24 protein-coding genes are annotated in these 22,076 nt (G+C 69.7%); 18 read left to right on the top strand and 6 right to left on the bottom strand.

What is annotated here, in order from left to right; genetic code table 11:
* Nucleotides 1–14: 14 nt before the first annotated feature.
* The 4 genes from ACW5DW_RS03275 to ACW5DW_RS03260 are packed head-to-tail and all read left to right on the top strand — an operon-like array spanning nucleotide 15 to nucleotide 4,228.
* Nucleotides 15–722, top strand: a complete 708-nt coding sequence (locus ACW5DW_RS03275; RefSeq protein WP_457017346.1) for a DUF3348 family protein — start codon at nucleotides 15–17, stop codon at nucleotides 720–722.
* Nucleotides 719–2,815: a DUF802 domain-containing protein gene (locus ACW5DW_RS03270; RefSeq protein ID WP_457017345.1), complete on the top strand. Its 2,097-nt coding sequence runs from the start codon at nucleotides 719–721 to the stop codon at nucleotides 2,813–2,815. The genes ACW5DW_RS03275 and ACW5DW_RS03270 overlap by 4 nt, the downstream gene beginning before the upstream one ends.
* Nucleotides 2,812–3,462: an OmpA family protein gene (locus ACW5DW_RS03265; RefSeq protein ID WP_457017344.1), complete on the top strand. Its 651-nt coding sequence runs from the start codon at nucleotides 2,812–2,814 to the stop codon at nucleotides 3,460–3,462. Before ACW5DW_RS03270 ends, ACW5DW_RS03265 begins: the two co-directional genes overlap by 4 nt.
* Complete coding sequence (locus tag ACW5DW_RS03260; protein ID WP_457017343.1) at nucleotides 3,452–4,228, top strand: DUF2894 domain-containing protein; 777 nt, start codon at nucleotides 3,452–3,454, stop codon at nucleotides 4,226–4,228. Before ACW5DW_RS03265 ends, ACW5DW_RS03260 begins: the two co-directional genes overlap by 11 nt.
* A 160-nt stretch (nucleotides 4,229–4,388) precedes the next feature.
* Here the strand turns inward: ACW5DW_RS03260 and ACW5DW_RS03255 are convergent, their stop codons facing one another.
* Nucleotides 4,389–5,357, bottom strand: coding sequence for a LysR family transcriptional regulator (locus ACW5DW_RS03255; RefSeq protein ID WP_457017342.1), 969 nt, complete (start codon nucleotides 5,355–5,357; stop codon nucleotides 4,389–4,391).
* A 146-nt stretch (nucleotides 5,358–5,503) separates the two neighbouring features.
* On the opposite strand from ACW5DW_RS03255, the gene ACW5DW_RS03250 reads away from it, so the two are divergent.
* From ACW5DW_RS03250 to pcaD, 11 genes are all read left to right on the top strand, one after another.
* Nucleotides 5,504–6,691, top strand: coding sequence for a muconate/chloromuconate family cycloisomerase (locus ACW5DW_RS03250; RefSeq protein ID WP_457017341.1), 1,188 nt, complete (start codon nucleotides 5,504–5,506; stop codon nucleotides 6,689–6,691).
* A gap of 4 nt (nucleotides 6,692–6,695) precedes the next feature.
* Complete coding sequence (gene catC / locus ACW5DW_RS03245) at nucleotides 6,696–6,986, top strand: muconolactone Delta-isomerase (RefSeq protein WP_457017340.1); 291 nt, start codon at nucleotides 6,696–6,698, stop codon at nucleotides 6,984–6,986.
* Between the two features lie 64 nt (nucleotides 6,987–7,050).
* Nucleotides 7,051–7,989, top strand: coding sequence for a catechol 1,2-dioxygenase (gene catA, locus ACW5DW_RS03240; RefSeq protein WP_457017339.1), 939 nt, complete (start codon nucleotides 7,051–7,053; stop codon nucleotides 7,987–7,989).
* A 72-nt stretch (nucleotides 7,990–8,061) separates the two neighbouring features.
* A complete protein-coding gene (locus ACW5DW_RS03235; RefSeq protein WP_457017338.1) occupies nucleotides 8,062–9,420 on the top strand; it encodes a Rieske 2Fe-2S domain-containing protein in 1,359 nt (452 codons plus the stop codon).
* Complete coding sequence (gene benB, locus ACW5DW_RS03230; RefSeq protein ID WP_457017337.1) at nucleotides 9,417–9,905, top strand: benzoate 1,2-dioxygenase small subunit; 489 nt, start codon at nucleotides 9,417–9,419, stop codon at nucleotides 9,903–9,905. Before ACW5DW_RS03235 ends, benB begins: the two co-directional genes overlap by 4 nt.
* A gap of 28 nt (nucleotides 9,906–9,933) precedes the next feature.
* Entirely contained in the window at nucleotides 9,934–10,959 is a 1,026-nt protein-coding gene (gene benC / locus ACW5DW_RS03225; protein WP_457017336.1) for a benzoate 1,2-dioxygenase electron transfer component BenC, read from the top strand.
* Complete coding sequence (benD, locus tag ACW5DW_RS03220; protein WP_457017335.1) at nucleotides 10,956–11,729, top strand: benzoate diol dehydrogenase BenD; 774 nt, start codon at nucleotides 10,956–10,958, stop codon at nucleotides 11,727–11,729. The genes benC and benD overlap by 4 nt, the downstream gene beginning before the upstream one ends.
* Nucleotides 11,730–11,778: 49 nt before the next feature.
* Complete coding sequence (locus ACW5DW_RS03215) at nucleotides 11,779–12,450, top strand: 3-oxoacid CoA-transferase subunit A (protein ID WP_457017334.1); 672 nt, start codon at nucleotides 11,779–11,781, stop codon at nucleotides 12,448–12,450.
* A complete protein-coding gene (locus ACW5DW_RS03210) occupies nucleotides 12,447–13,100 on the top strand; it encodes a 3-oxoacid CoA-transferase subunit B (RefSeq protein WP_457017333.1) in 654 nt (217 codons plus the stop codon). Before ACW5DW_RS03215 ends, ACW5DW_RS03210 begins: the two co-directional genes overlap by 4 nt.
* Complete coding sequence (gene pcaF / locus ACW5DW_RS03205; protein ID WP_457017332.1) at nucleotides 13,097–14,302, top strand: 3-oxoadipyl-CoA thiolase; 1,206 nt, start codon at nucleotides 13,097–13,099, stop codon at nucleotides 14,300–14,302. The genes ACW5DW_RS03210 and pcaF overlap by 4 nt, the downstream gene beginning before the upstream one ends.
* A 3-nt stretch (nucleotides 14,303–14,305) precedes the next feature.
* Entirely contained in the window at nucleotides 14,306–15,079 is a 774-nt protein-coding gene (pcaD, locus tag ACW5DW_RS03200) for a 3-oxoadipate enol-lactonase (protein ID WP_457017331.1), read from the top strand.
* Nucleotides 15,080–15,081: 2 nt separating this feature from the next.
* On the opposite strand, the gene ACW5DW_RS03195 is transcribed toward pcaD, so the two are convergent.
* On the bottom strand, nucleotides 15,082–15,645 hold the full coding sequence (locus ACW5DW_RS03195) for a DUF3228 family protein (protein WP_457017330.1): 564 nt from the start codon (nucleotides 15,643–15,645) through the stop codon (nucleotides 15,082–15,084).
* 127 nt (nucleotides 15,646–15,772) lie between these two features.
* Here ACW5DW_RS03195 and metF point away from each other — a divergent pair, with 127 nt between their 5' ends.
* The 3 genes from metF (at nucleotide 15,773) to ACW5DW_RS03180 (ending at nucleotide 18,408) form a co-directional block, all read left to right on the top strand.
* On the top strand, nucleotides 15,773–16,597 hold the full coding sequence (metF, locus tag ACW5DW_RS03190) for a methylenetetrahydrofolate reductase [NAD(P)H] (protein ID WP_457017329.1): 825 nt from the start codon (nucleotides 15,773–15,775) through the stop codon (nucleotides 16,595–16,597).
* A gap of 118 nt (nucleotides 16,598–16,715) precedes the next feature.
* A complete protein-coding gene (locus ACW5DW_RS03185; RefSeq protein ID WP_457017328.1) occupies nucleotides 16,716–17,396 on the top strand; it encodes a hypothetical protein in 681 nt (226 codons plus the stop codon).
* Between the two features lie 100 nt (nucleotides 17,397–17,496).
* Entirely contained in the window at nucleotides 17,497–18,408 is a 912-nt protein-coding gene (locus ACW5DW_RS03180; protein ID WP_457017327.1) for a branched-chain amino acid transaminase, read from the top strand.
* 202 nt (nucleotides 18,409–18,610) lie between these two features.
* Here the strand turns inward: ACW5DW_RS03180 and ACW5DW_RS03175 are convergent, their stop codons facing one another.
* From ACW5DW_RS03175 to ACW5DW_RS03160, 4 genes are all read right to left on the bottom strand, one after another.
* The gene (locus ACW5DW_RS03175) at nucleotides 18,611–19,243 is read right to left on the bottom strand and encodes a protein-L-isoaspartate(D-aspartate) O-methyltransferase (protein ID WP_457017326.1); all 633 of its coding nucleotides are present in this window, start codon (nucleotides 19,241–19,243) and stop codon (nucleotides 18,611–18,613) included.
* Nucleotides 19,244–19,436: 193 nt separating this feature from the next.
* Nucleotides 19,437–20,807 (bottom strand): sensor histidine kinase, encoded by a 1,371-nt coding sequence (locus ACW5DW_RS03170; RefSeq protein ID WP_457017325.1) that lies wholly within the window; start codon nucleotides 20,805–20,807, stop codon nucleotides 19,437–19,439.
* On the bottom strand, nucleotides 20,794–21,477 hold the full coding sequence (locus tag ACW5DW_RS03165; protein WP_457017324.1) for a response regulator transcription factor: 684 nt from the start codon (nucleotides 21,475–21,477) through the stop codon (nucleotides 20,794–20,796). The genes ACW5DW_RS03170 and ACW5DW_RS03165 overlap by 14 nt, the downstream gene beginning before the upstream one ends.
* Nucleotides 21,478–21,957, bottom strand: a complete 480-nt coding sequence (locus ACW5DW_RS03160) for a hypothetical protein (RefSeq protein ID WP_457017323.1) — start codon at nucleotides 21,955–21,957, stop codon at nucleotides 21,478–21,480.
* Between the last annotated feature and the right edge of the window lie 119 nt (nucleotides 21,958–22,076).

Here is a 22,076-nt window from a genome sequence, read left to right as displayed (position 1 = left end):
AGGATCCCGACTGCATGACCAGCGTGTCCTCTCCGGCCCCGGCCGCCGGCCCGGTATTCGTGCGCCTGCTGGCGCGCGTGGCGGGCGCTGGCGCTGGCGGCCGCGATGGCCCGCCACTGGCCGCGACGCTCGCGCAGTGGATCGACTGGCCGCGCGCGGTGACCCTGGCCGGCGCGCTCGATGGCGCGGTGGCTGCAACCACCGAAGGTCCGCGCTTCGATGCCGCAGAGGACGCCGCCTGCGTGCAGATACGGGCGCAGCTGCGCGGGGCGATCCAGTCCGATGCCCTGCTTGCCGTGCCGGGCCAGATGCCAGCCGACGCGAAGGTGGACTTCGCGCCGTTGCGCGCACGCCATCTCGCTCACCAGCGCGCCATCCTCGCCGCCACCGGCCGCCTGCGCGGGCGCCTGCGCGACATGCTCGCGGCCCGACCCGATGGCGCGCGACTGGCCGAGGTCGATGCGGCGATGGAGCAGGTGCTGGGGCCGCGCGAACATGCGCTGCTGTCGACCGTGCCGGACCTGCTCGGCCGGCATTTTGAACGACTGCAGGCGCAGGCAACGGCTGCGTCGCAGGACGCCACGACGCCGTCCCCGCCGCGACCCTGGCTCGACCGCTTCCGCCTCGAGATGCGCGAACTGCTGCTCGCCGAACTCGATGTCCGTTTCTCACCCGTCGAGGCGCTGCTCAGCGCGCTTCGCACCACTGATCCGACGCCATGACCCGACGCCCCCTCGATTTCCTCGCGCCCATCGTGTTCCTCGCCGGCCTGGTCGTTGTCGGCTGGATCGGCGCGGGCTATCTCGGCAGCAGCCTGCTGGGCATTGCCGTGGTCGGGCTGATCGTCGCCTGCTACGCGGCGGGCGCACTGGAACTGCACCGCTACCGCCAGGGCAGCGCACGCCTGGCGCAGGCGCTGGACGATGCAGACACGGCCGCTGCGGACCTGACGGGCTGGCTCGACCGCCTGCAGCCGTCCCTGCGCAATCCGGTGCGGCTGCGCATCGCCGGCGGGAACGCCGCGCTGCCCGCTCCGGTGCTGGCGCCCTCGCTGGCCGCGCTGCTGGTGCTGCTGGGCATGCTCGGCACCCTGCTCGGCATGATGGCCACGCTGCGCGGCACCGGGATGGCGCTCGACAGTGCGCTCGACCTCGGCGCCATCCGCGATTCACTGGCCACGCCCGTGCGCGGGCTGGCGCTCGCTTTCGGTACCTCGATCGCGGGCGTCGGCGCGTCCGCGGCGCTGGGCCTGCTGTCCACCCTGGTGCGGCGCGAACGCCTGCAGGTCGTGCAGCGCCTGGACGCGGCCATCTCCGGCCCGCTGCGCCTGCACTCGCAGGGACACCAGCGCGAAGAGGCGTTCCGCCTGCTGCAGCGGCAGACCGAACTGATGCCGGCGCTGGTCGACCGGCTGCAGGCCATGAGCGTCGCCATCGAAGCGCAGGCCACCTCGGCCAACGCGCAGCTGCAGGCGCGCCAGGACGATTTCCATGCGAACGCAGGGCGCGCCTACACGCAGCTGGCCGCGTCGGTCGGGCAATCGCTGGAAGCGAGCGTGACCGAAAGCAGCCGCGCAGTGAGCGGCGCGCTGCAGCCCGTGATCGAAGCCACGCTTGCCGGCATGGCGCGCGAGGCCGCGACGCTGCGCGAGACCGTGGCCCAGTCCGTGCAGCAGCAGCTGCAGGCCCTGACCGCCGGCTTCGAGACGGCAAGCAGCCGCGCCGCGGACAGCTGGAGCGCAGCGCTGGCCGAACAGCAGCGCGCCAACGCCGGCCTGGCGTCCGAGTTGCGCGTCACGCTCGAACGCTCCAGCCAGGCGCATGAGCAGCGTGCCGCCGAACTCCTGGACGGTGTCGCCACCCGCCTGGCCGCTGCGGGCGACTCCGTGGCCGGAGCGTGGACCCAGGCGCTCGCTCGCCAGCAGACGGCGAACGACGCGCTGGCGTCCCGCAACGAAGCTGCATTGGCCATCGCCGCCACCGGATTCGAGCAGCACGCCACCGCACTGGCCGGCACCCTGCGGCAGTCGCACGATGAACTGCAGGCCGCCCTCGCCTCGCGCGACGAGGCCCGCCTGGTCACCTGGACCGGCACGCTCCTATCCATGGCCGGCGAACTCTCGCGCCGCTGGGAGCAGGCCGGCGAGCAGGTCGCCAGCCGCCAGCAGGCCATCTGCGACGCGCTGGAGCGGACCGCCGGCGAAATCGCCTCGCAGGCCCAGGCCCATGCCGGCGCGACCATCGCCGAAGTCACGCGCCTGGTGGACACCGCGTCCGAGGCCCCGCGCGCGGCCGCCGAGGTCATCGGCGAGCTGCGCCAGTCGCTGTCGGAGAGCATGGTGCGCGACACCGCGATGCTGGAAGAGCGCACGCGCCTGCTGGCCACGCTTGAAACCCTGCTCGACGCGGTCAACCACGCCTCGGGCGAGCAGCGCGCCGCGGTGGATGCGCTGGTCACGACCTCGGCCGACCTGCTCGAACGCACCAGCACGCAGCTGGTCGAGCGCATCGGCGCCGAAGCCGGCCGCCTGGATGCCGCCGCCGGCCAGCTCACCGCCAGCGCGGTCGATGTCGCCAGCCTGGGCGATGCTTTCGGCGCGGCGGTGGACAGTTTCGGGCAAGCCAACGAGGCGCTGCTCGAACGCCTGCAGCAGGTCGCCGGCGCGCTCGACGGCTCGCTTGCGCGCAGCGACGAGCAGCTCGCCTACTACGTGGCGCAGGCACGCGAAGTGGTCGAGCTGAGCGTGCTGTCGCAGCAGCAGATCATCGCCGAGCTGCAGCGCGTTGCCGACGCCGGGCAGGTGGTCGAGGCATGAGCGCCGGACTCGATGCCGGCGACGGCGACACCGCCACCATCTGGGCCGCGTTCGGCGACCTGATGGCGGTGATGCTGGGCGTGTTCGTGCTGATCCTGCTCGGCGTGGTCGGCATGCATCTGCACACGGCGGCGCAGCTGGACGCGATCGAGCGCGAGCAGGCGCAGGCAATCGCGCAGCGGCAGGCGCTGGAACATGCGCTGGCGGTGCCGCTCGCGGCCGGGCGCGTCACCCTGGTCGACGGACGCATCGGGATCCGCGGCAACGTGCTGTTCGCGCTCAACTCCGACGCACTGCAGGACGAAGGCCGCGACCTGCTCGTGGAACTGGCGACGCCCCTGGCCGACTACCTCGGCGCGCGCGAGGAGATCCTGATGGTGAGCGGCTTCACCGACGATCGCCCGGTGCTCGGCAGCAATCGCCGCTATGCCGACAACTGGGAGCTGTCCGCCCAGCGCGCGCTCACCGTCACCCGCGCCCTTATCGAGGCCGGCCTGCCGGCCGATTCGATCTTTGCTGCGGCATTCGGCGCGCAGCAGCCGGTTGGCTCCAACCAGGACGAAGCCGGCCGCGCGCGCAACCGGCGCGTCGAGATCGCGCCGATGCCGCGACCGCAGCAGGACGGCAATGCGGACGATGACCGATAGCCTGCCCGATCTGGCCGGACTCCTCGACGCCTGGCGCCGATGCGGTACCGGGCAGCGGGACGGGATGCGCAGGCATCGCATCGAGGCGCTCGCCGCACGCGCCGTTCGGCTGGAAGGGAGCGCGCGCGACGTGCTGGACGCGAGGCTGCGCTTGCTCATGGAGCAGGACCTGCCAGCGCAGGCCCGCGCCGACGCCGCCCCGCCAGCCGACCGTGACGCGTCCGCACTTTACGAACCCCCTTCACCCACGGCGGAGCTGTCGGCACTCGTGCTGCGGCTGTCCGGCATCCGGACCATGCGTGGCGATTCAGCGACGCTGGACAGCGCTGCCACTACATCAACTGTCGACGGCGACGCCGACACGATCGCGGCCAGCGGCGCGACGAACCAAGCGCAGGACCCGGACGACGGCGGGTTCCAGTCACTCCCGGCCCTGGACGCCATCCGCCGGACCTGGGCGCGCCTGCGCACCGCCAGCCATCTGCAGCACATCATGGCCGACGTCCCGGAGGATGCCGGTCCCATGCACTCCACCGTCCTGGTGCACCGCGCCATCGCGCTGATGCACGACACCGCGCCGGATTACCTGCAGCACTTCCTGGGCTACGCGGATGCGCTGGCGGGGCTGGAGCGGATCAGTCCGACGCCAGCCACCACACCAGCGCCACGATCCCCACGCCCACTGCGGCCAGCTTCACCGGCGAACGCTTCACGTCCTCGCAAAGCCCCACGACGACGTTCACGCGGTCGGCCGCGACCAGCATGAGCCAGTGCCGCAGGTCGTTCTCGCTGCGGCGGAACGCGGCGCGGCGCATGAGCCCGCCCAGCCCTTTTGGCGGTGGCGTGAGCGCCGGCGAGGGCGGTGCCGGGGATATCCGCCGACAGCGGCTGCAACGCCTGCGGCGATATCGGCGCCGAAGCCGGGCTCAACCGCCCCGGCGCGGGCGCTTCGGCGCCTCCTCCACCGCCTGCTCCGGCAGGCGGTTGTGCGCGGCATCCAGCCACGACGGCTTCTCGGCGTAGATCTCCCGCAGCAGCTGCTTGACCAGTTCGACGTGCCGGGAGCCATCGTTGACGCGATGGCTCAGGATGATCGGCGAGGTCGCACGCTCGTCGTCGATCAGCCGATAGTGCAGGTCGGTGCGCAGCGAGCGCGCGGCCGCGGGAATGACGCAGACGCCGGCCTCGGCGGCGACCAGCCCCACCGCGGTTTGCAGTTCGCGCACTTCCTGCACCTCGGCCGGGCGCACGCCGTGGTCGTGCAGCAGGGTCAGCACCTGGTCGGCGAAGCTCGGGCGCGGTTCCTTCGGATAGACGATCAGGTGGGTTCCGGCGAGGTCGGCGATGGCGACCGGATCGGTGCTGGCGTCCAGCGGCGTGCCGGGCGGGATCGCCAGCAGCAGGCGCTCCTCGCGCAGCACGATGCGCTCGACCGCCGGATCATTGCTGCGCACGCGGCCGAAGCCGACATCGATGCGGCCGGCCTTGAGCGCCTCGATCTGCTGCAGCGACATCATTTCCAGCAGCCTGATGTCGAGCTCCGGCGCATGCTCGCGCAGCTTGCGTACCAGCATCGGCAGGCCGCCGTAGAGGGTCGAGGCGACGAAGCCGATGGTGAACACGCTGCGTTCGTTCTTGCCCACGCGCTGCGTCGCGGCCTTCATCTGCTCGACGCGGCCGAGGATCTGCAGCGCCTGCTCGCGGAACAGGCGGCCGGCGTCGGTCAGGCGCAGCGGGCGGCTGCTGCGGGAGATCAGCAGGACGCCGAGTTCTTCCTCCAACAGCTGGATCTGGCGGCTCAGCGGCGGCTGCGCGATGTGCAGCGTTTCCGCGGCGCGGGTGAAGTTGCGCTCGCGGGCCACGGCGAGGAAGTAGCGGAGCTGGCGCAGGTCCATGACAGTCTCGATCTGGCGATGGATCGAATTGTGCGACCGCACAATCCAACGGAATCAATAGTTACGGCGTAATCATACCTTCAGGGTATCGAATTACACGAAAATCGTGTTGGACGCACCATCCATGGCGGCGCATAACAACAGCCATGAACGCAGTCCTGACCCCGGTCCCTTCCAGCGCCCATTCGATCGAGCGGATCGAGACACTCCTGATCGACCTGCCGACCATCCGCCCCCACAAGCTGTCGGTGGCGACGATGGACGGCCAGACCCTGATGCTGGTGCGCATCCACTGCGCCGACGGCGTGGTCGGCATCGGCGAGGGCACCACCATCGGCGGGCTGGCCTACGGCGGCGAGAGCCCGGAAGGCATGAAGCTGGCCGTCGACACCTATTTCGCGCCGGTCCTGCTCGGCCAGGACGCGAGCCGGGTGCAGGCGCTGATGGCGCGCCTGGGCCGCGCGGTGAAGGAGAACCGCTTCGCCAAGAGTGCGGTCGAGACCGCCCTGCTCGACGCCCAGGGCCAGCGCACCGGTCTGCCGCTGTCCGAGCTGCTGGGCGGCCGCCGTCGCGAGCGGCTGCCGGTCGCCTGGACGCTGGCCTCGGGCGACACCGCGCGCGACATCGCCGAAGCCGAACGCATGCTCGACCTGCGCCGGCACAACGTCTTCAAGCTCAAGATCGGCGCCAGGCCGATCGACGAGGACATCGCCCACGTCGCCGCCATCAAGCGTGCGCTGGGCGACCGCGCCGCGGTGCGCGTGGACGTCAACATGGCCTGGAGCGAAACCCGGGCCGCCTGGGGCATGGCCGCGCTGGCCGACGCCGGCTGCGAGCTGGTCGAACAGCCGGTGGCCAGCGCCGCCGGGCTGGCGCGCCTGATGCGTCGCTTCCCGCTTGCGCTGATGGCCGACGAATCGCTGCACGGGCCGGAGTCTGCGTTCGCGATCGCGAAGGCGGCGGGCGCGGACGTGTTCGCGGTCAAGGTCGAGCAGTCCGGCGGCCTGTTCAATGCGCTGCGGGTGGCGGCGATCGCCGACGCGGCCGGCATCGAACTGTACGGCGGCACCATGCTCGAGGGCGCGGTCGGCACCATCGCCTCGGCGCACGCCTTTGCCGCCTTCGCCAACCTGCAGTGGGGCACCGAACTGTTCGGGCCGCTGCTGCTGACCGAAGAAATCCTTGCCACGCCGCTGGACTACAGCGACTTCCACCTGACGGTTCCCGACGGCCCCGGCCTCGGCATCGCCCTGGACGAGGACCGCGTGCAGTTCTTCCGGCGCGACGCGTCGCGCCGGACCACCTCCCTCCCCCCTTCCGCAACCGGGAACTGACGCCATGCTCTTCCATGTGCGAATGGACGTGAACCTGCCGGTCGACATGGACCCGGCACGGGCCGCCGAACTCAAGGCAACCGAAAAGGCCTACTCGCAGCAGCTGCAGCGCAGCGGCAAGTGGCGCCACATCTGGCGCATCGCCGGCGAGTTCGCCAACTACAGCGTCTTCGACGTCGCCGACAACCAGGAGCTGCACGAGCTGCTCACCGGCCTGCCGCTGTTTCCGTACATGGACATCTCGGTGGCGCCGCTGTGCCGGCACCCCTCGTCGATCCGCGAGGACGACCGCTAGCAGACTTCCGCCACGCAGCCCGGGCTCACCGGGCAGCCAACGCAACCACGACAGGAGCGGCACCATGAGCGTCAAGATCTTCGATACGCCTGAAGTCCAGGACTTCCTGAAAACCGTCAGCGGACTGGACACGGACGGCGGCGACCCGCGCAGCAAGCAGATCATCCATCGCCTGATGTCGGACCTGTTCCGGGCGATCGACGATCTCGACATCACGCCCGACGAATACTGGACCGGCATCGCCTGGCTCAACGCGCTCGGCGCTGCCGGACAGGCGGGTCTGATCTCCCCCGGCCTGGGCCTGGACCACTTCCTCGACATGCGCCTGGACGCGATCGACGCACAGGCCGGCGTCAGCGGCTGCACGCCGCGCACCATCGAAGGCCCGCTGTACGTGGCCGGCGCGCCGGTCGAACAGGGCTTCGCGCGCCTGGATGACGGCAGCGACACCGACGGCCAGCCGCTGGTGATGCACGGCACGGTGCGCGCGCCCGACGGCAGTCCCCTGCCCGGCGCCACGGTCGAGGTCTGGCACTGCGATACCCGCGGCTTCTATTCGCACTTCGATCCGACCGGCAGGCAGGCGCCGTTCAACATGCGCCGCACCATCGTCGCAGACGACCAGGGGCGCTACCGCTTCCGCAGCATCATGCCCAGCGGCTATGGCGTGCCGCCGGGCAGCCCGACCGAGCAGCTGCTGTCCTCGCTCGGCCGGCACGGCCTGCGCCCGGCGCACATCCACTTCTTCATCACCGCCGACGGCCACCGCAAGCTGACCACCCAGATCAACCTGGCCGGCGATCCGCTGGTGAACGACGACTTCGCCTACGCCACCCGCGACGACCTGGTGGCCGAAGCCGTCGAACACAGCGATGCCGACGCCATCCGCGAGGCCGGCATGGATGGGCCCTTCGCCGAGATCGCATTCGACTTCACCGTGACCGCGTTGGTCGACGGCGTCGACAACCAGATCAACCAACTCCGGGTGCGCGCCGCCGCCTGACCGCAGCCCCGCGCCTCCGCCGCATCCGCCGCCCGTTCCGGGCGACATCGAACCCCCATCGGGAGACCTGTCATGTCCGCCGTCATCGACAACACCCAGGAGCTCGACCGCCTGCTCGCCACCGCGGTGCAGGACGACAAGGACGCAGGCGTGTTCCGCTGCCGCCGCGACATCTTCACCAATGCCGATCTGTTCGAACTCGAGATGGAGGCCATCTTCGAGGGCAACTGGGTCTACCTGGCGCACGAAAGCCAGATCCCGGACAACAACGACTACTACACCACCCATATCGGCCGCCAGCCGATCATCGTCACCCGCGACAAGGCCGGCGAGCTGCATGCGGTGATCAACGCCTGCGCGCACAAGGGCGCCATGCTGTGCCGGCGCAAGCACGGCAACAAGGGCAGCTTCACCTGCCCGTTCCACGGCTGGACCTTCGCCAACAGCGGCAAGCTGCTCAAGGTCAAGGACGCGAAGACCACGCAGTACCCGCCGCAGTTCAACCAGGAAGGCTCGCACGACCTGCGCCGCGTCGCCCGCTTCCAGAACTACCGTGGATTTCTGTTCGGCAGCCTCAATCCGGACGTCGCGCCGCTGGAGGATTACCTCGGCGAGACCCGGGTCATCATCGACCAGATCGTCGACCAGTCCCCCGATGGCCTGGAGGTGCTGCGCGGCAATTCTTCCTACGTCTACGACGGCAACTGGAAGCTGCAGATGGAGAACGGCTGCGACGGCTACCACGTCAGCAGCGTGCACTGGAACTATGCGGCGACCATGAGCCGGCGCAGCGAAGAGGGCACCAAGGCCGTCGACGCCAACAGCTGGAGCAAGAGTACGGCCGGCGTCTACGGCTTCGAGAACGGCCACATGCTGCTGTGGACGCGCACGATGAACCCGGAGGTGCGGCCGGTGTACGGACGGCGCGACGAAATCAGCGCGCGCGTGGGCGAGGAACGCGCCGACTTCATCGTCAACCAGACCCGCAACCTGTGCCTGTATCCGAACGTGTTCCTGATGGACCAGTTCTCGACCCAGATCAGGGTGGTGCGCCCGATCAGCGTCGACCAGACCGAGGTCAGCATCTTCTGCTTCGCGCCCAAGGGCGAGAGCGCCGAGGATCGCGCCACGCGCATCCGCCAGTACGAGGACTTCTTCAACGTCTCAGGCATGGGCACCGCCGATGACCTGGAGGAGTTCCGCGCCTGCCAGGCCGGCTATGCCGCCACCACCGCGCTGTGGAACGACATGAGTCGCGGCGCGCCGCTGTGGATCGACGGCCCGGACGAGAACGCCAGGCGCATGGGCCTCAATCCCACGCTGTCGGGCGAACGCAGCGAGGACGAGGGCCTGTTCGTGCGCCAGCACGAGTACTGGGCAAAGGTCATGCGCGACGCGCTGCAACGGCAGCGCGACGAGGTGCCGGCATGAGCGCGGACTACGCGGCGATCTGCGCCTTCCTCTACCGCGAAGCGCGCCTGCTCGACGAGCGCCAATGGGACGACTGGCTGGCGACCTACGCCGAGGACGCGAGCTACTGGATGCCGGCCTGGGACGACGACGACCAGATCACCGAGGATCCGCAGTCGCAGATCTCGCTGATCTACTACCCGGACCGCTCCGGCCTGGAAGACCGCATCTTCCGCATCAAGACCGAACGCTCCAGCGCGTCCATGCCCGAACCGCGCACCAGCCACGGCGTGCACAACGTCGAGGTGCTGGCCGAACGCGGTGACGAGGTCGACGTCCGCTACAACTTCCACACCCTCAGCCATCGCTACAAGGCCACCGACCAGTACTTCGGGACCATGTTCGTGACCCTGCGCAAGGCAGGCGACGGGTTCCTGATCGGCAGCAAGAAGATCGTGCTGAAGAACGACTACATCCGCCAGGTCATCGACATCTACCACGTCTGACCGGCGTCGCTGCCCGCCTGGAGGGCCTATGAGTTACCAGATCGCTTTGAACTTCGAGGACGGCGTCACCCGCTTCATCGAGTGCCATGAAGGCGAGAAGGTGCTGGATGCCGCGTACCGCAGCCGGATCAACCTGCCGATGGACTGCTCCGACGGCGTGTGCGGCACCTGCAAGTGCCACGCCGAGAGCGGCAGCTATGACCTGGGCGACGACTATATCGAGGACGCGCTCAGCGAGGGCGAGAAGCAGGCCGGCATGGTACTGACCTGCCAGATGGTGCCCGCGTCGGACTGCGTGATCTCGGTGCCTGCAGACTCCACCGCCTGCAAGACCGGCAACGCGAAGTTCGGCGCGACCGTGACGCGGGTCGAGCAGCACAACGATGCGGCAATCGTGCTGGAGCTGGACGTGGCGGACGTCGCGCCGGTGTTCCTGCCGGGCCAGTATGTCCACATCGAAGTGCCCGGCAGCGGCCAGTCCCGCTCCTACAGCTTCAGTTCGGCGCCGGGTGAACGGCGCATGGGCTTCCTGATCAAGCGCATTGCCGGTGGCCTGATGAGCGAATGGCTCGGCACGGTGCAGCCTGGCCAGGCGCTGGAGCTGACCGGCCCCCTTGGCAGCTTCTACCTGCGCAAGGTCGAACGCCCGCTGCTGTTCCTCGCCGGCGGCACCGGACTGGCGCCGTTCCTGTCGATGCTGGAGGCGATGCTGCGGTCCGGTTCATCGCAGCCGGCGCACCTGATCTACGGCGTGACCCGCGACAGCGACCTGGTGCTGGTCGAACAACTCGAGGCCTATGCGGCAAGGCTGCCGGGCTTCAGCTTCACCACCGTGATCGCCGACGAGGCCAGCAGCCATCCGCGCAAGGGCTGGGTCACCCAGCACATGCCGGCGGACGTGCTGCACGGCGGCAACGTCGACGTGTACCTGTGCGGCCCGCCGCCAATGGTCGACGCGGTGCGCCGGCATTTCGACGAGACCGGGGTGAAGCCGGCCAGCTTCCACTACGAGAAGTTCACGCCGAACGCGCCGGCGCGGGACAAGGCCGCATGAACACGCTCCGTTTCGCCGGCAGGGTGCTGGTGGTCACCGGCGCGGCCCAGGGCATCGGTCGCGCGGTCGCGCTGCGCGCCGCGGCCGAGGGCGGCAAGGTCGTGTTCGTGGATCGCGCGGACTTCGTCTCCGAAGTGGCTGCCGAGGCGCAGGGCGAAAGCGCAGCGTTCGAGGCAGACCTGGAGACGCATGCTGGCGCCGAAGCGGCGATGGCCTTCGCCGCGGCAAGCTTCGGCGGGATCGACATCCTGGTGAACAACGTCGGCGGCGCGATCCGCATGCGTCCCTACGCGGAGTTCGAACCGGACCACATCGACGCGGAGATCCGCCGCTCGCTGATGCCCACGCTGTACTGCTGCCACGCAGTGCTGCCGCACCTGTTCGCGCGCGGCGGCGGCACCATCGTCAACGTGTCGTCGAACGCCACGCGTGGCATCCACCGCGTGCCCTACTCGGCGGCGAAGGGCGGGATCAACGCGATCACCCAATCGCTGGCGATGGAGGTCGCGCAGCGCGGCATCCGCGTGGTCGCGACCGCGCCCGGCGGCACCGAGGCACCACCGCGACGGATCCCGCGCAACGCCGCCGGCGATACCGATGCCGAACGGGGGTGGATGGCCGAGGTGGTGGAGCAGGTCAAGGCGTCCAGCCTGCTCAAGCGCTACGGCAGCATCGAAGAGCAGGCCGCGCCCATCCTGTTCCTGGCTTCCGACGAGGCGTCCTACATCACCGGCAGCGTGCTGCCGGTGGCAGGCGGCGATCTGGGATGAACATCGCCGCATCGCCCGAAGCCCCACCGACAGCAGAGGCAAGACAGCCATGATCGACAAGACGACCTGGACCCTGCAGTCCGCAGTGGCCGATATCCCCGACGGGGCAACCGTCATGGTCGGCGGCTTCGGCACGGCGGGCATGCCCGACGAACTGATTGACGCGCTGATCGACCACGGCGCGCGTGAGCTGACCATCGTCAACAACAACGCCGGCAACGGCGACGCCGGGCTGGCCGCGCTGATCGCCAACCGGCGCGTGCGCAAGGTGGTGTGCTCGTTCCCGCGCCAGAGCGACTCCTGGCACTTCGACAAGGCCTACCACGCCGGAGAGATCGAACTGGAGCTGGTGCCGCAGGGCAACCTCGCCGCGCGCATCCAGGCCGCGGGACAGGGCCTGGGCGCGATCTTCACCCCGACCGGCTACGGCACCGACCTGGCGGAAGGCAAGGAAACCCGCGAGATCAACGGCAGGCAGTACGTGCTCGAGTATCCGATCCACGCCGACTTCGCCCTGATCAAGGCGCAGCAGGGCGACCGCTGGGGCAACCTGGTCTACCGCAAGACCGCGCGCAACTTCGGTCCGATCATGGCCATGGCCGCGGCGACCGCGGTGGTCCAGGTGAGCGAGGTGGTGCCGCTGGGCGCGCTCGATCCCGAACACATCATCACGCCCGGCATCTTCGTGCAGCGCGTGGTCCAGGTGGGAGTTGCCGCATGAACGGACTGAGCCGCGAACAGATGGCCGCGCGCGTCGCCCGCGACATCCACGAGGGCGCCTACGTCAACCTCGGCATCGGCCTGCCCACGACGGTCGCCAACTACCTGCCCAAGGACAAGGAAATCTTCCTGCAGAGCGAGAACGGCCTGCTCGGCATGGGCCCGGCACCGGCGCCCGGCGAGGAGGATCCGGAGCTGATCAACGCCGGCAAGCAGCCGGTGACGCTGCTCACCGGCGGCGCGTTCTTCCACCACGCCGATTCGTTCGCGATGATGCGCGGCGGCCACCTCGACATCTGCGTGCTCGGCGCGTTCCAGGTGTCGGTGCACGGCGACCTGGCGAACTGGAGCACCGGCGCGCCCGGTGCGATTCCCGCGGTCGGCGGCGCGATGGACCTCGCCATCGGCGCCAAGCAGGTGTTCGTGATGATGGACCTGCTGACCAAGCATGGTGACAGCAAGCTGGTCGCCGAATGCAGCTATCCGCTCACCGGCCTGCGCTGCGTCTCCCGCGTCTACACCGACGTCGGCGTGATTGCCGTGGGCCGCGACGGCGCAAGCGTGCTCGAGCTGGTCGAGGGCGTGAGCCTCGACGACCTGCGAAAGATGACCGGCCTGCCTCTGGAGATGGCCGAAGGAGAAACGACATGAGCGAAGCCTTCATCTGCGACGCGGTACGCACGCCCATCGGCCGCTACGGCGGCGGGCTGTCCGCGATCCGTGCCGACGACCTGGGTGCGGTCCCGCTGCGCGCGCTGCTGGCGCGAAACCCCAACCTCGATCCATCCGCGATCGAGGACGTCTTCTACGGCTGCGCCAACCAGGCCGGCGAGGACAACCGCAACGTCGCGCGCATGAGCCTGCTGCTGGCCGGGCTGCCGGTCCAGGTGCCGGGGGTGACGCTCAACCGCCTGTGCGCCTCGGGCCTGGAAGCAGTGGGCCAGGCCGCGCGCGGCATCCGCAGCGGTGACCTGTCGCTGGCCATCGCCGGCGGCGTAGAGTCGATGACGCGCGCGCCGTTTGTCATCGGCAAGCCGGACACGGCGTTCGGCCGTGGCCAGCAGCTGGAAGACACCACCATGGGCTGGCGCTTCGTCAACCCGCGGCTGCAAGAGTTGCATGGCACCGAGAGCATGCCGCAGACCGGCGAGAACGTGGCGCGCGAGCACGGCATCACGCGCGAGGATCAGGACGCGTTCGCCCTGCGCAGCCAGCAGCGCGCCGCCGCCGCGCAGGCCTCCGGCTTCTACGCCGAGGAAATGGTGCCGGTGACGGTGCCCGGCGCGAAGCGCGGCGAGACCGTCGAGTTCACTGTCGACGAGCATCCGCGCGCAGGCAGCACCGCCGAGGCGTTGGCGAAGCTGCGCCCGCTGTTTCCGGAGGGCACGGTCACCGCCGGCAATGCATCAGGCATCAACGACGGCGCGGCCGCGCTGGTCGTCGCCAGCGAAGCGGCGGTCAAGGCGTTCGGCCTGACGCCGCGCGCGCGCATCCTCGGCATGGCGTCCGCCGGCGTCGAGCCGCGGGTGATGGGCATGGGCCCGGAGCCGGCCACGCGCAAGCTGATGGCGCGCCTGGGTCTCGGGATCGCCGACTTCGACGCGATCGAGCTCAACGAGGCCTTCGCCAGCCAGTCGCTGGCCGTGCTGCGCGCGCTCGGCCTGCCGGACAACGCGCCGCAGGTCAACGCCAACGGCGGCGCCATCGCGCTTGGCCATCCACTGGGCATGAGCGGCGCGCGCCTGGCGCTGACCCTGGTCCACCAGCTCGAGCGCAGCGGCGGGCGGCGCGGCCTGGCCACGCTGTGCATCGGCGTCGGCATGGGCCTGGCGCTGGCGGTCGAGCGGGTCTGAGCCATGCCCTTCCTCGACCTGCCCAGGCATCGCCTGCACTACCGCATCGACGGCGAATCCGGCCCGTGGCTGCTGCTGTGCAACTCGCTGGGCACCGACCTGCAGATGTGGGACGCGCAGGCCGCGGCCCTGTCGGACCACTTCCGCGTGCTGCGCTACGACCGTCGCGGGCACGGCGCCTCGTCCGCGCCGCCGCCGCCCTACACGCTGGCCGAACTTGGCGGCGACGCGCTGGCGCTGCTGGATGCGCTGGGCATCGAACGCACGCACTTCTGCGGGCTGTCGATCGGCGGCCTGGTCGGGCAGTGGCTGGGCGTCCACGCCGGCGAACGGATCGACCGGCTGGTCGTATGCGCCACCGCTTCCCGGATCGGCACGGCCGAGGGCTGGAACGCACGCATTGCCCAGGTACAGGCCGGCGGACTGGCGCCGGTCATCAGCGCGACCGCCGAACGCTGGTTCACGCCCGGCTTCATCGCCGCGCACCCGGACGCGGTCGAGGCAATCCTCAAGCGTTTCACGGAAGTCTCGGCCGAGGCCTACATCGGCTGCTGCGCTGCGCTCGCCGAAGCGGACCTGCGCGGCGACATCGCGCGGATCGAACGGCCGCTGCTGGCGGTATCCGGCGACGACGACCCGGTCTGCCCGCCCGCCGAGCTGCAGGCCATCGCCGACGGCGTCGCCAACGGCAGGCACGTCGCCCTGCCCGGCCGCCATATCGTCAACATCGAATCCGCGTCCGCGTTCAACGCGCTGTTGCTCGACTTCCTGCGCTGAGCTCAGGCCGGTGGCCGCCAGTTGGCGTTGGCCTCCCAGAACGCAACGCTGCGCGCGTACGCCGCGCGGTCCAGCGGCACGCCCGAGCCACCCTCGTCCACGCCCAATGCATTGCGCATCATGGTGACCGGCGCCATGGGGATTTCCTCGGGCGTCGCGGTGTACAGACAGCCGACGATGCCCCAGTCGCCGTCGATCGGCGCGTCCTCCTTCGCCAGCTGCTCGGCGCTGTAGAGGATGACCACGAGGTACCCCGCCACCGGCGACTCCACGCCTTCGAACCAGCGCACCAGCACCGGCAGTTCGGCCTTCGTGCGCGCCTCGTAGGCCGAGCGCAGCAGGTGGCGGTTGGCATCCTCGACCGGCACCGTCAGGCAGCGCGTGGAGGTCCAGTTGCGGTGCACATGCAGGCGGCAGAAGGGTGCGTAGCCCTCGAGCACCTGCAGCGGCGGCTCGTCGTTGAGGCGTCGCTCGAACTCCTGCGGGGTGCAGTCCTGGACGGCGTTGCCGCGCCGCTGGCGCGGGAACAGGCGGGCACGGGCGAAGGGGGTGAGGGTGATTTGCATGCGGGAAGGCGGCATCGCGGATAAAGGCGGGCAGCTTACCCGGCCATGTCCTTGGCATCTGCCATCTCTACTCATCCATCGCGATATAGAGATATAATCCGCCGACTCCGCCGGGCCGCGCCGAACAATGACTCCGATCAGCTTCGAGTTCTATCCGCCCAAGACCGACGAACAGCGTGCACAGCTCGACCGCACCGTCGGCAGGCTCAAGGCGCACGCGCCCGAGTACGTGTCGTGCACGTTCGGTGCCGGCGGCTCGACGCTCAGCTACACCGCCGATACCGTGCAGTGCCTGCTGGAGACACACGGGCTCGATGCCGCGCCGCACCTGTCCTGCGTCGGCGGCACCCGCGCGGAGATCGCCGCACTCCTGCACAGATACCGCGAACTCGGCTGCCGCCGCATCGTCGCGCTGCGCGGCGACCTGCCCTCGGGCATGGGCCAGCCCGGCGACCTGCGCTACGCCTCGGACCTGATCGCCTTCATCCGCGGCGAACACGGCGACCACTTCCACATCGAGGTCGGCGCCTATCCCGAGACGCATCCGCAGGCCGAGGATGCGCTCGCCGACCTGCGCCATTTCAAGACCAAGGTCGACGCCGGCGCCAATGCGGCGATCACGCAGTATTTCTACAACTCCGACGCCTATTTCCACTTCGTCGACGCGGTGCGCGCGCTCGGGGTGGAGGTGCCGATCGTGCCCGGCATCATGCCGATCTCGAACTTCGCCCAGCTGCGCCGCTTCTCCGAGCAGTGCGGCGCCGAGATCCCGCGCTGGATCACCCGCAAGATGCAGGCCCTGGGCGACGACGCCGACAGCATCCGCGAGTTCGGTGCCGACGTCGTCGCGCGCCTGTGCGAGCGCCTGGTCGCCGGCGGCGCGCCGGCACTGCACTTCTACACGCTCAATCTCGCCCGCCCCACCCAGGCCGTGCTCGCGCGACTGGGATGAGGCAGCGCCTGGGCGCAGGCGCTTGCGCCCAGGCGCTGCGCGGGGCGGTGCCGGCACGCCGCTGAATGCGCGACGGCCTGCCCTTCCCGCATTCCGGCGCCGGCGCTAGGCTGGCCCGATGCGTCCCGTTCTCCTCGTCTGCCTCGCCCTCCTTGCCTCCGCCGCGCTGGCCGGCGTCCAAGCGCAGGCGCAGATCCGCCGCTGCGTGACCGCAGACGGCGGCCACGTCTACACCGACCGCCAGTGCAGCGACCTCGGCGCCACCGAGCGCGCCCCGCGCCAGAGCATGGTGCAGCAGGGCGGGCGGCTGATCCGCCGCGACTGCAGCCGCAACCTGCAGGACCTGGTGTTCGAGCTGACCGCGTCCATCGACAACCGCGACGTGAACCGGCTGGCCGGCATCTACCACTGGCCCGGCACCTCGACACGCGGCGCCCACGCGATCATGGGCCGGCTGGACGGCATCGTGAATCGTCCCCTGGTCGGCATCGTGCCCGTGCAGCCGCACGCGCCGGCCCGCGCGCCGGACGACACCGCCGCCGCCGGGGCGCTGACCTGGCGCACCGCGGACCGGGCGGCGATGGCGCAGAATCCGGGCCTCACGCCGGAGACGACCGCAGCGGCGGCACCTGAGGCGGAACTGCCGCCGTCGGTCGTGGCGGCGGCCGGGCGCAACAACAGCGCGCGACGTGCCCCGACCGGACTCGTGGTCGAGCAGAGCATGCGCGGCCGCATCACCCCGATGCAGACGGTGCTGTCGCTGCGCCGCCACCTGGACTGCTGGTGGGTGAGCCTGTAGCGCGCATCGCGACGCCCTTTCCACGTGGCCCGGAGGCGCGATGCACGGCGATACGCCGCGATCGGGCAGAATGACGGTTTCAAACGTATCGAGGCGCTCCATGCAGTACCCGCAATGGATCTGGCACAACGGCCGCGTCAAGCCATGGGCCGAGGCAACCACCCACGTGATGTCGCACGCGCTGCATTACGGCTCGTCGGTGTTCGAGGGCATCCGCTGCTACGACACTCCCAGCGGCCCGGTGATCTTCCGCCTGAACGACCACAACAAGCGCCTGTACCAGTCGGCGAAGATCCACGAGATCGACATCCCGTACTCGCTTGACGAGATCAACGCCGCCTGCCGCGAGGTGATCACGACCAACGGCAACACCACCGACTACCTGCGCCCGGTCGCCTACCGCGGCCTCGGCGGCTTCGGCCTGTCGGCGGAAACGCCGGTCGACGTGGCGGTGGCGACCTGGAAGATGGGCAAGTACCTCGGCGACGAGGCGCTCGAGAACGGCATCGACGCCTGCGTGTCGAGCTGGCAGCGTTTCGCGCCGAACACGATCCCGGCCGGCGCCAAGGCCGGCGGCAACTACCTCTCCGGCACCCTGGTCGCGCGCGAGGCGCGCAGGCTCGGATTCGGCGAGGGCATCGCGCTGGCCTCGACCGGCCTGCTCAGCGAAGGCGCGGGCGAGAACCTGTTCCTGGTGTTCGACGGCGTGCTGCACACCACGCCGGTCAGCGCCGCCCTGCTCAATGGCCTGACCCGCAACTCGATCATCACGCTGGCGCGCGGCGCGGGCCTGGAGGTCGTCGAGCGTGACCTGCCGCGCGAATACCTGTACCTGTGCGACGAGCTGTTCATGTGCGGCACGGCGGCGGAAATCACTCCGATCCGCTCGGTTGACGGCCGCCAGGTCGGCGCCGGCAAGGCCGGGCCGGTGACGCGCCGCATCCAGGCGCTGTTCTTCGGGCTGTTCGATGGCAGCACCCCGGACACGCACGGCTGGCTGGAAGCGGTGTAGCGCGCTTCGGTGGGGGTGTTGCTGCGGCAGGCGCCCACCCCAACCCTCCCCCGCAGGCGGGGGAGGGAGTCGGAACGAAGCGGTCGCGGTATCCGCTCCTTCCTGCAGCACCCTCCCGCGAGCAACTCCGCGCTTTCGCCCCCTCCCCCGCTTGCGGGGGAGGGCTGGGGTGGGGGCAGCCCGAGCGACGAACTCTCGACCCCTAGCGCCCGCCCCGGTCGCGCTCCGCCGCTTCGCCGGTCAGCGGCACGAACCGGACCGGCGTGATGTGGCGCTCGTGCAGCCTTCCCTGCGCATCCTTCTCCACCACGCGCAGCTGCTGGGTCGCATGCACCGGCCCAACCGGAATCACCAGTCGTCCGCCGGGACGCAGCTGCTCCAGCAGCGGCGCGGGAATGCGCTCGGGCGCGGCCGTCACCACGATGGCGTCGAACGGCGCGTGTTCGGGCCAGCCGGCGTAGCCGTCGCCGGCTTTCACGGTCACGTTGTCGTAGCCGAGTTCGCCCAGCAGCCCGGCCGCGTGCTGTGCCAGCGGCGCGACGATCTCGATGCTGTACACGTGCTCCACCAGGCCCGCCAGGACCGCGGCCTGGTAGCCCGAGCCGGTCCCCACCTCGAGCACCCGGTCGCCGGGCGCCGGCCGCGCCAGTTGGGTCATCAGCGCGACGATGTAGGGCTGCGAGATGGTCTGGCCATAGCCGATCGACAGCGGGCCGTCGTCGTATGCATCAGGCGCCACCGCATCGGGTACGAAGCGATGCCTCGGCACGTTGCGCATGGCCTCGAGCACGCGGGCATCGTCGATGCCGCGCGGCGCCAGCTGTTGTTCAACCATCTGCTGCCGTAGCGCGGCATCACCTGCCGGCGGATCCTGTCCGGCACAGGCCGCGGCCGGGACGCACAGGCCAAGTGCGACTGCCCGCCACCGCGGTGCGAGCTTGCTGGTCATGGACATCGCCACCTCCGAAGCAGGGCCGGACGGCCATCATGCCGGGCATCGGGTTGCGTGGCCGTCAACGGCCCGCCGCTCAGCGCGCTACGCCGCCGTCCTGGTCGGGTTCGAACGCCAGCGTCGCCACCACGCCGCGCCCCTCGCCCGGTACCACCCGCACATTCCAGCCATACAGCGCGCACAGGCGGCGCACGATCGACAGGCCGATGCCGCCGCCCTGCGAATGTTCGGCGTGGGTGCCGCGGTAGCCGCGCTCGAACAGACGTGCCGCGTCCTCCGCGCTCAGCCCGGGGCCGGAATCGATCACGTCCACCCTGTTGCCGCGCAGGCGCACGACCACCTCGCCCTCGCGCGTGTACTTCACCGCGTTGCCGATCAGATTGCCCAGGGCAACGGTCACCGCCGATTCGGGCGCGTCGACCACGACCTGGCCGTGCACGCCCTCCACCCGCAGCTGCAGCGGCTTGCTGCCGAGCTGGCCGCGGTGCGCATCGAACAGCTGCTCGACGACCTTGGCCACGTCGGTCGCGCCGTGCCCGCGCTCGTTGCGCGAAAGCAGCAGCAGCGCGCTGATTAGGTCGGTGCACTGCTGTTCGGCGCGCTGGATCCGCTGCAGGCGGTCGCGGGTCTTGGCGTCGATTTCGGGGCGCGAGAGCAGCAGCTCGACCGCACCGCGGATCACGGCCAGCGGCGTGCGCAGCTCGTGGCTCACGTCGGCGTTGAACTCGCGGTCGCGCTGCACGACCTCGGTCAGGCGTGCGGCGTAGTCGTCCAGGGCCTTGGCCAGCTCACCGACTTCGTCGTCCGGGAAGTGCCCCGCAAGCGCCTCTGGCCGCGTGGTTCCGCCGGAGCTGCCAAGCCGGCGCGCCAGTTCCGACACCGGGCTCATCACCCGCGACGCAGACCACCAGCCCAGCACCAGCGACAGGATCGAGAACAGCACCACCGACAGCACCAGCGCGCGCATGAGCTTGGCGCCGGTTTCCGACGCACCGGTGACGTCGTAGCGCACCAGGCTGGTGAACGGCGTGCCGGTGGGACTCACGCCCTGGCGGACCGCCACCTTGTAGTCGTGCCAGCCGCCGTCGGGCGCCTGCTGCTGGACATCGTGGATGCCGGCCGGCAGGTCGCGGTAGAGCGGATCGACCTTGAACGCGTTCTGCGGGCTCCAGGTGCGCGCATCGAAGATCAGGAAGAACGGTGGCTCGTCCGGATTGCGCTCGACCTGCTCGACCAGGTTGCTCACCTCGCGCTCGAGCGTCTGCTCGATCAGCTGCTTCTCGAGCTTGCTGCGCACGTACAGCGTGGCCACCGCGAACAGCGTGGTCAGCCCCAGCCCCAGCAGCACGAACGACAGGATGATCCGGGTCCGCAGCCGCCTGCGGTAGCGTCGCCCCCGGTGGCTGCGGACGCTGTCGTCCGGCGCCGTTTCCTCAGGCTGCGCCATCAGGCGCGGCGATGCGGTAGCCGATGCCGTGTCGGGTCTGGATCATCGGCACCGGGAAGGGCTTGTCGATCACCGCGCGCAGGCCGTGGATATGCACGCGCAGCGAATCCGAGTCAGGCAGTTCCTCGCCCCAGACGCGGGTTTCGAGGTCCTGGCGCGTGACCACCGCCGGCGATGCTTCCATCAGCGCCTGCAGGATCTTGAGCGCGGTCGGGTTGAGCTGGACCAGTTTGCCCTGGCGGCGCACTTCCAGCGTGTCGAGGTTGTACTCGACGTCGCCCACGTCCAGCACCCGCGTCTGCACGCCCTTGCCGCGGCGCGAGAGCGCATTCAGGCGCACCTCCACTTCCTGCAGCGCGAAGGGTTTGACCAGGTAGTCGTCGGCGCCGGAATCGAAACCGGCGAGCTTGTTGTCGAGGCTGTCGCGGGCGGTGAGCATCAGCACCGGGGTCTGCTTGCGCGCGTCGTTGCGCAGCTTGCGGCAGACCTCCAGGCCGTCCATGCCAGGCAGGTTGAGGTCGAGCACGATCGCATCGAAGTCGTGGACAACGGCGAGGTGCAGGCCGGTCACGCCATCGGCGGCGAAATCGACGGTATGACCGCGGTCCTCAAGGTAATCCCCGAGGTTGGCCGCGATGTCCTGGTTGTCTTCGATGACGAGAATGCGCACTCAGGGCACCTTTTTTTCCATGCCACGGTTGAGGGTACTGGACCATTCGCGCGCAGCCTCGCGTTCACGCCTGGCTTCAGCCACCGTGACGCAGCGATTGGTCGGGAATTTGGAACCTGTCTTGCGTTCACGAGAGCAAACCACACGGCTGTCTGCCTGAGCTTCAGTCAAAATCTGGTTGATGGCCGCCTGGTGATTGAAGACATCCACCTGCCGGTCCGGGGAAATGCGGCTCGCGGTCCCGCCGCCTGCTTCCAACGCCAGTCCAATGCTGTCCAGCCGCCGTCGGACTTCGGCGCGCCTGTCGGCGCTGATCTCGCCATATTCCCCACCTTGCCCCATCTCCGCCTCGATCTTCGCTTTCTGCGCATCGAAGGTGGCCGGCTCGGTCAGAACAACTTCATCCTTCGCATACGCCTGAAAAACGAGCATAAAGCCAACTACGACAATCGCTGCTGCAAAGGGTCGCTTCATCACCACGCGCACGCTCCAAGAAAAAAGTCGAAGGCAAGTCCTAATCAAAGGAGTCCTGCCTGAACTGCCCCAGCTCACAAGCGGAGGCGCATAAAGACAGAGCATACAGAACCCCGAAGGCGCCA

Source organism: Luteimonas sp. A482, assembly GCF_054072655.1.
This window is presented reverse-complemented; position numbering and strand designations above follow the sequence as displayed.

What these genes read in the sequence shown, in the direction of transcription:
- ACW5DW_RS03275 (WP_457017346.1), top strand. Translation starts at nt 15, where the DNA reads ATGACCAGCGTGTCCTCTCCGGCCCCGGCCGCCGGCCCGGTATTCGTG.
- ACW5DW_RS03270 (WP_457017345.1), top strand. Translation starts at nt 719, where the DNA reads ATGACCCGACGCCCCCTCGATTTCCTCGCGCCCATCGTGTTCCTCGCC.
- ACW5DW_RS03265 (WP_457017344.1), top strand. Translation starts at nt 2,812, where the DNA reads ATGAGCGCCGGACTCGATGCCGGCGACGGCGACACCGCCACCATCTGG.
- ACW5DW_RS03260 (WP_457017343.1), top strand. Translation starts at nt 3,452, where the DNA reads ATGACCGATAGCCTGCCCGATCTGGCCGGACTCCTCGACGCCTGGCGC.
- ACW5DW_RS03255 (WP_457017342.1), bottom strand. Translation starts at nt 5,357, where the DNA reads ATGGACCTGCGCCAGCTCCGCTACTTCCTCGCCGTGGCCCGCGAGCGC.
- ACW5DW_RS03250 (WP_457017341.1), top strand. Translation starts at nt 5,504, where the DNA reads ATGAACGCAGTCCTGACCCCGGTCCCTTCCAGCGCCCATTCGATCGAG.
- catC (WP_457017340.1), top strand. Translation starts at nt 6,696, where the DNA reads ATGCTCTTCCATGTGCGAATGGACGTGAACCTGCCGGTCGACATGGAC.
- catA (WP_457017339.1), top strand. Translation starts at nt 7,051, where the DNA reads ATGAGCGTCAAGATCTTCGATACGCCTGAAGTCCAGGACTTCCTGAAA.
- ACW5DW_RS03235 (WP_457017338.1), top strand. Translation starts at nt 8,062, where the DNA reads ATGTCCGCCGTCATCGACAACACCCAGGAGCTCGACCGCCTGCTCGCC.
- benB (WP_457017337.1), top strand. Translation starts at nt 9,417, where the DNA reads ATGAGCGCGGACTACGCGGCGATCTGCGCCTTCCTCTACCGCGAAGCG.
- benC (WP_457017336.1), top strand. Translation starts at nt 9,934, where the DNA reads ATGAGTTACCAGATCGCTTTGAACTTCGAGGACGGCGTCACCCGCTTC.
- benD (WP_457017335.1), top strand. Translation starts at nt 10,956, where the DNA reads ATGAACACGCTCCGTTTCGCCGGCAGGGTGCTGGTGGTCACCGGCGCG.
- ACW5DW_RS03215 (WP_457017334.1), top strand. Translation starts at nt 11,779, where the DNA reads ATGATCGACAAGACGACCTGGACCCTGCAGTCCGCAGTGGCCGATATC.
- ACW5DW_RS03210 (WP_457017333.1), top strand. Translation starts at nt 12,447, where the DNA reads ATGAACGGACTGAGCCGCGAACAGATGGCCGCGCGCGTCGCCCGCGAC.
- pcaF (WP_457017332.1), top strand. Translation starts at nt 13,097, where the DNA reads ATGAGCGAAGCCTTCATCTGCGACGCGGTACGCACGCCCATCGGCCGC.
- pcaD (WP_457017331.1), top strand. Translation starts at nt 14,306, where the DNA reads ATGCCCTTCCTCGACCTGCCCAGGCATCGCCTGCACTACCGCATCGAC.
- ACW5DW_RS03195 (WP_457017330.1), bottom strand. Translation starts at nt 15,645, where the DNA reads ATGCAAATCACCCTCACCCCCTTCGCCCGTGCCCGCCTGTTCCCGCGC.
- metF (WP_457017329.1), top strand. Translation starts at nt 15,773, where the DNA reads ATGACTCCGATCAGCTTCGAGTTCTATCCGCCCAAGACCGACGAACAG.
- ACW5DW_RS03185 (WP_457017328.1), top strand. Translation starts at nt 16,716, where the DNA reads ATGCGTCCCGTTCTCCTCGTCTGCCTCGCCCTCCTTGCCTCCGCCGCG.
- ACW5DW_RS03180 (WP_457017327.1), top strand. Translation starts at nt 17,497, where the DNA reads ATGCAGTACCCGCAATGGATCTGGCACAACGGCCGCGTCAAGCCATGG.
- ACW5DW_RS03175 (WP_457017326.1), bottom strand. Translation starts at nt 19,243, where the DNA reads ATGGTTGAACAACAGCTGGCGCCGCGCGGCATCGACGATGCCCGCGTG.
- ACW5DW_RS03170 (WP_457017325.1), bottom strand. Translation starts at nt 20,807, where the DNA reads ATGGCGCAGCCTGAGGAAACGGCGCCGGACGACAGCGTCCGCAGCCAC.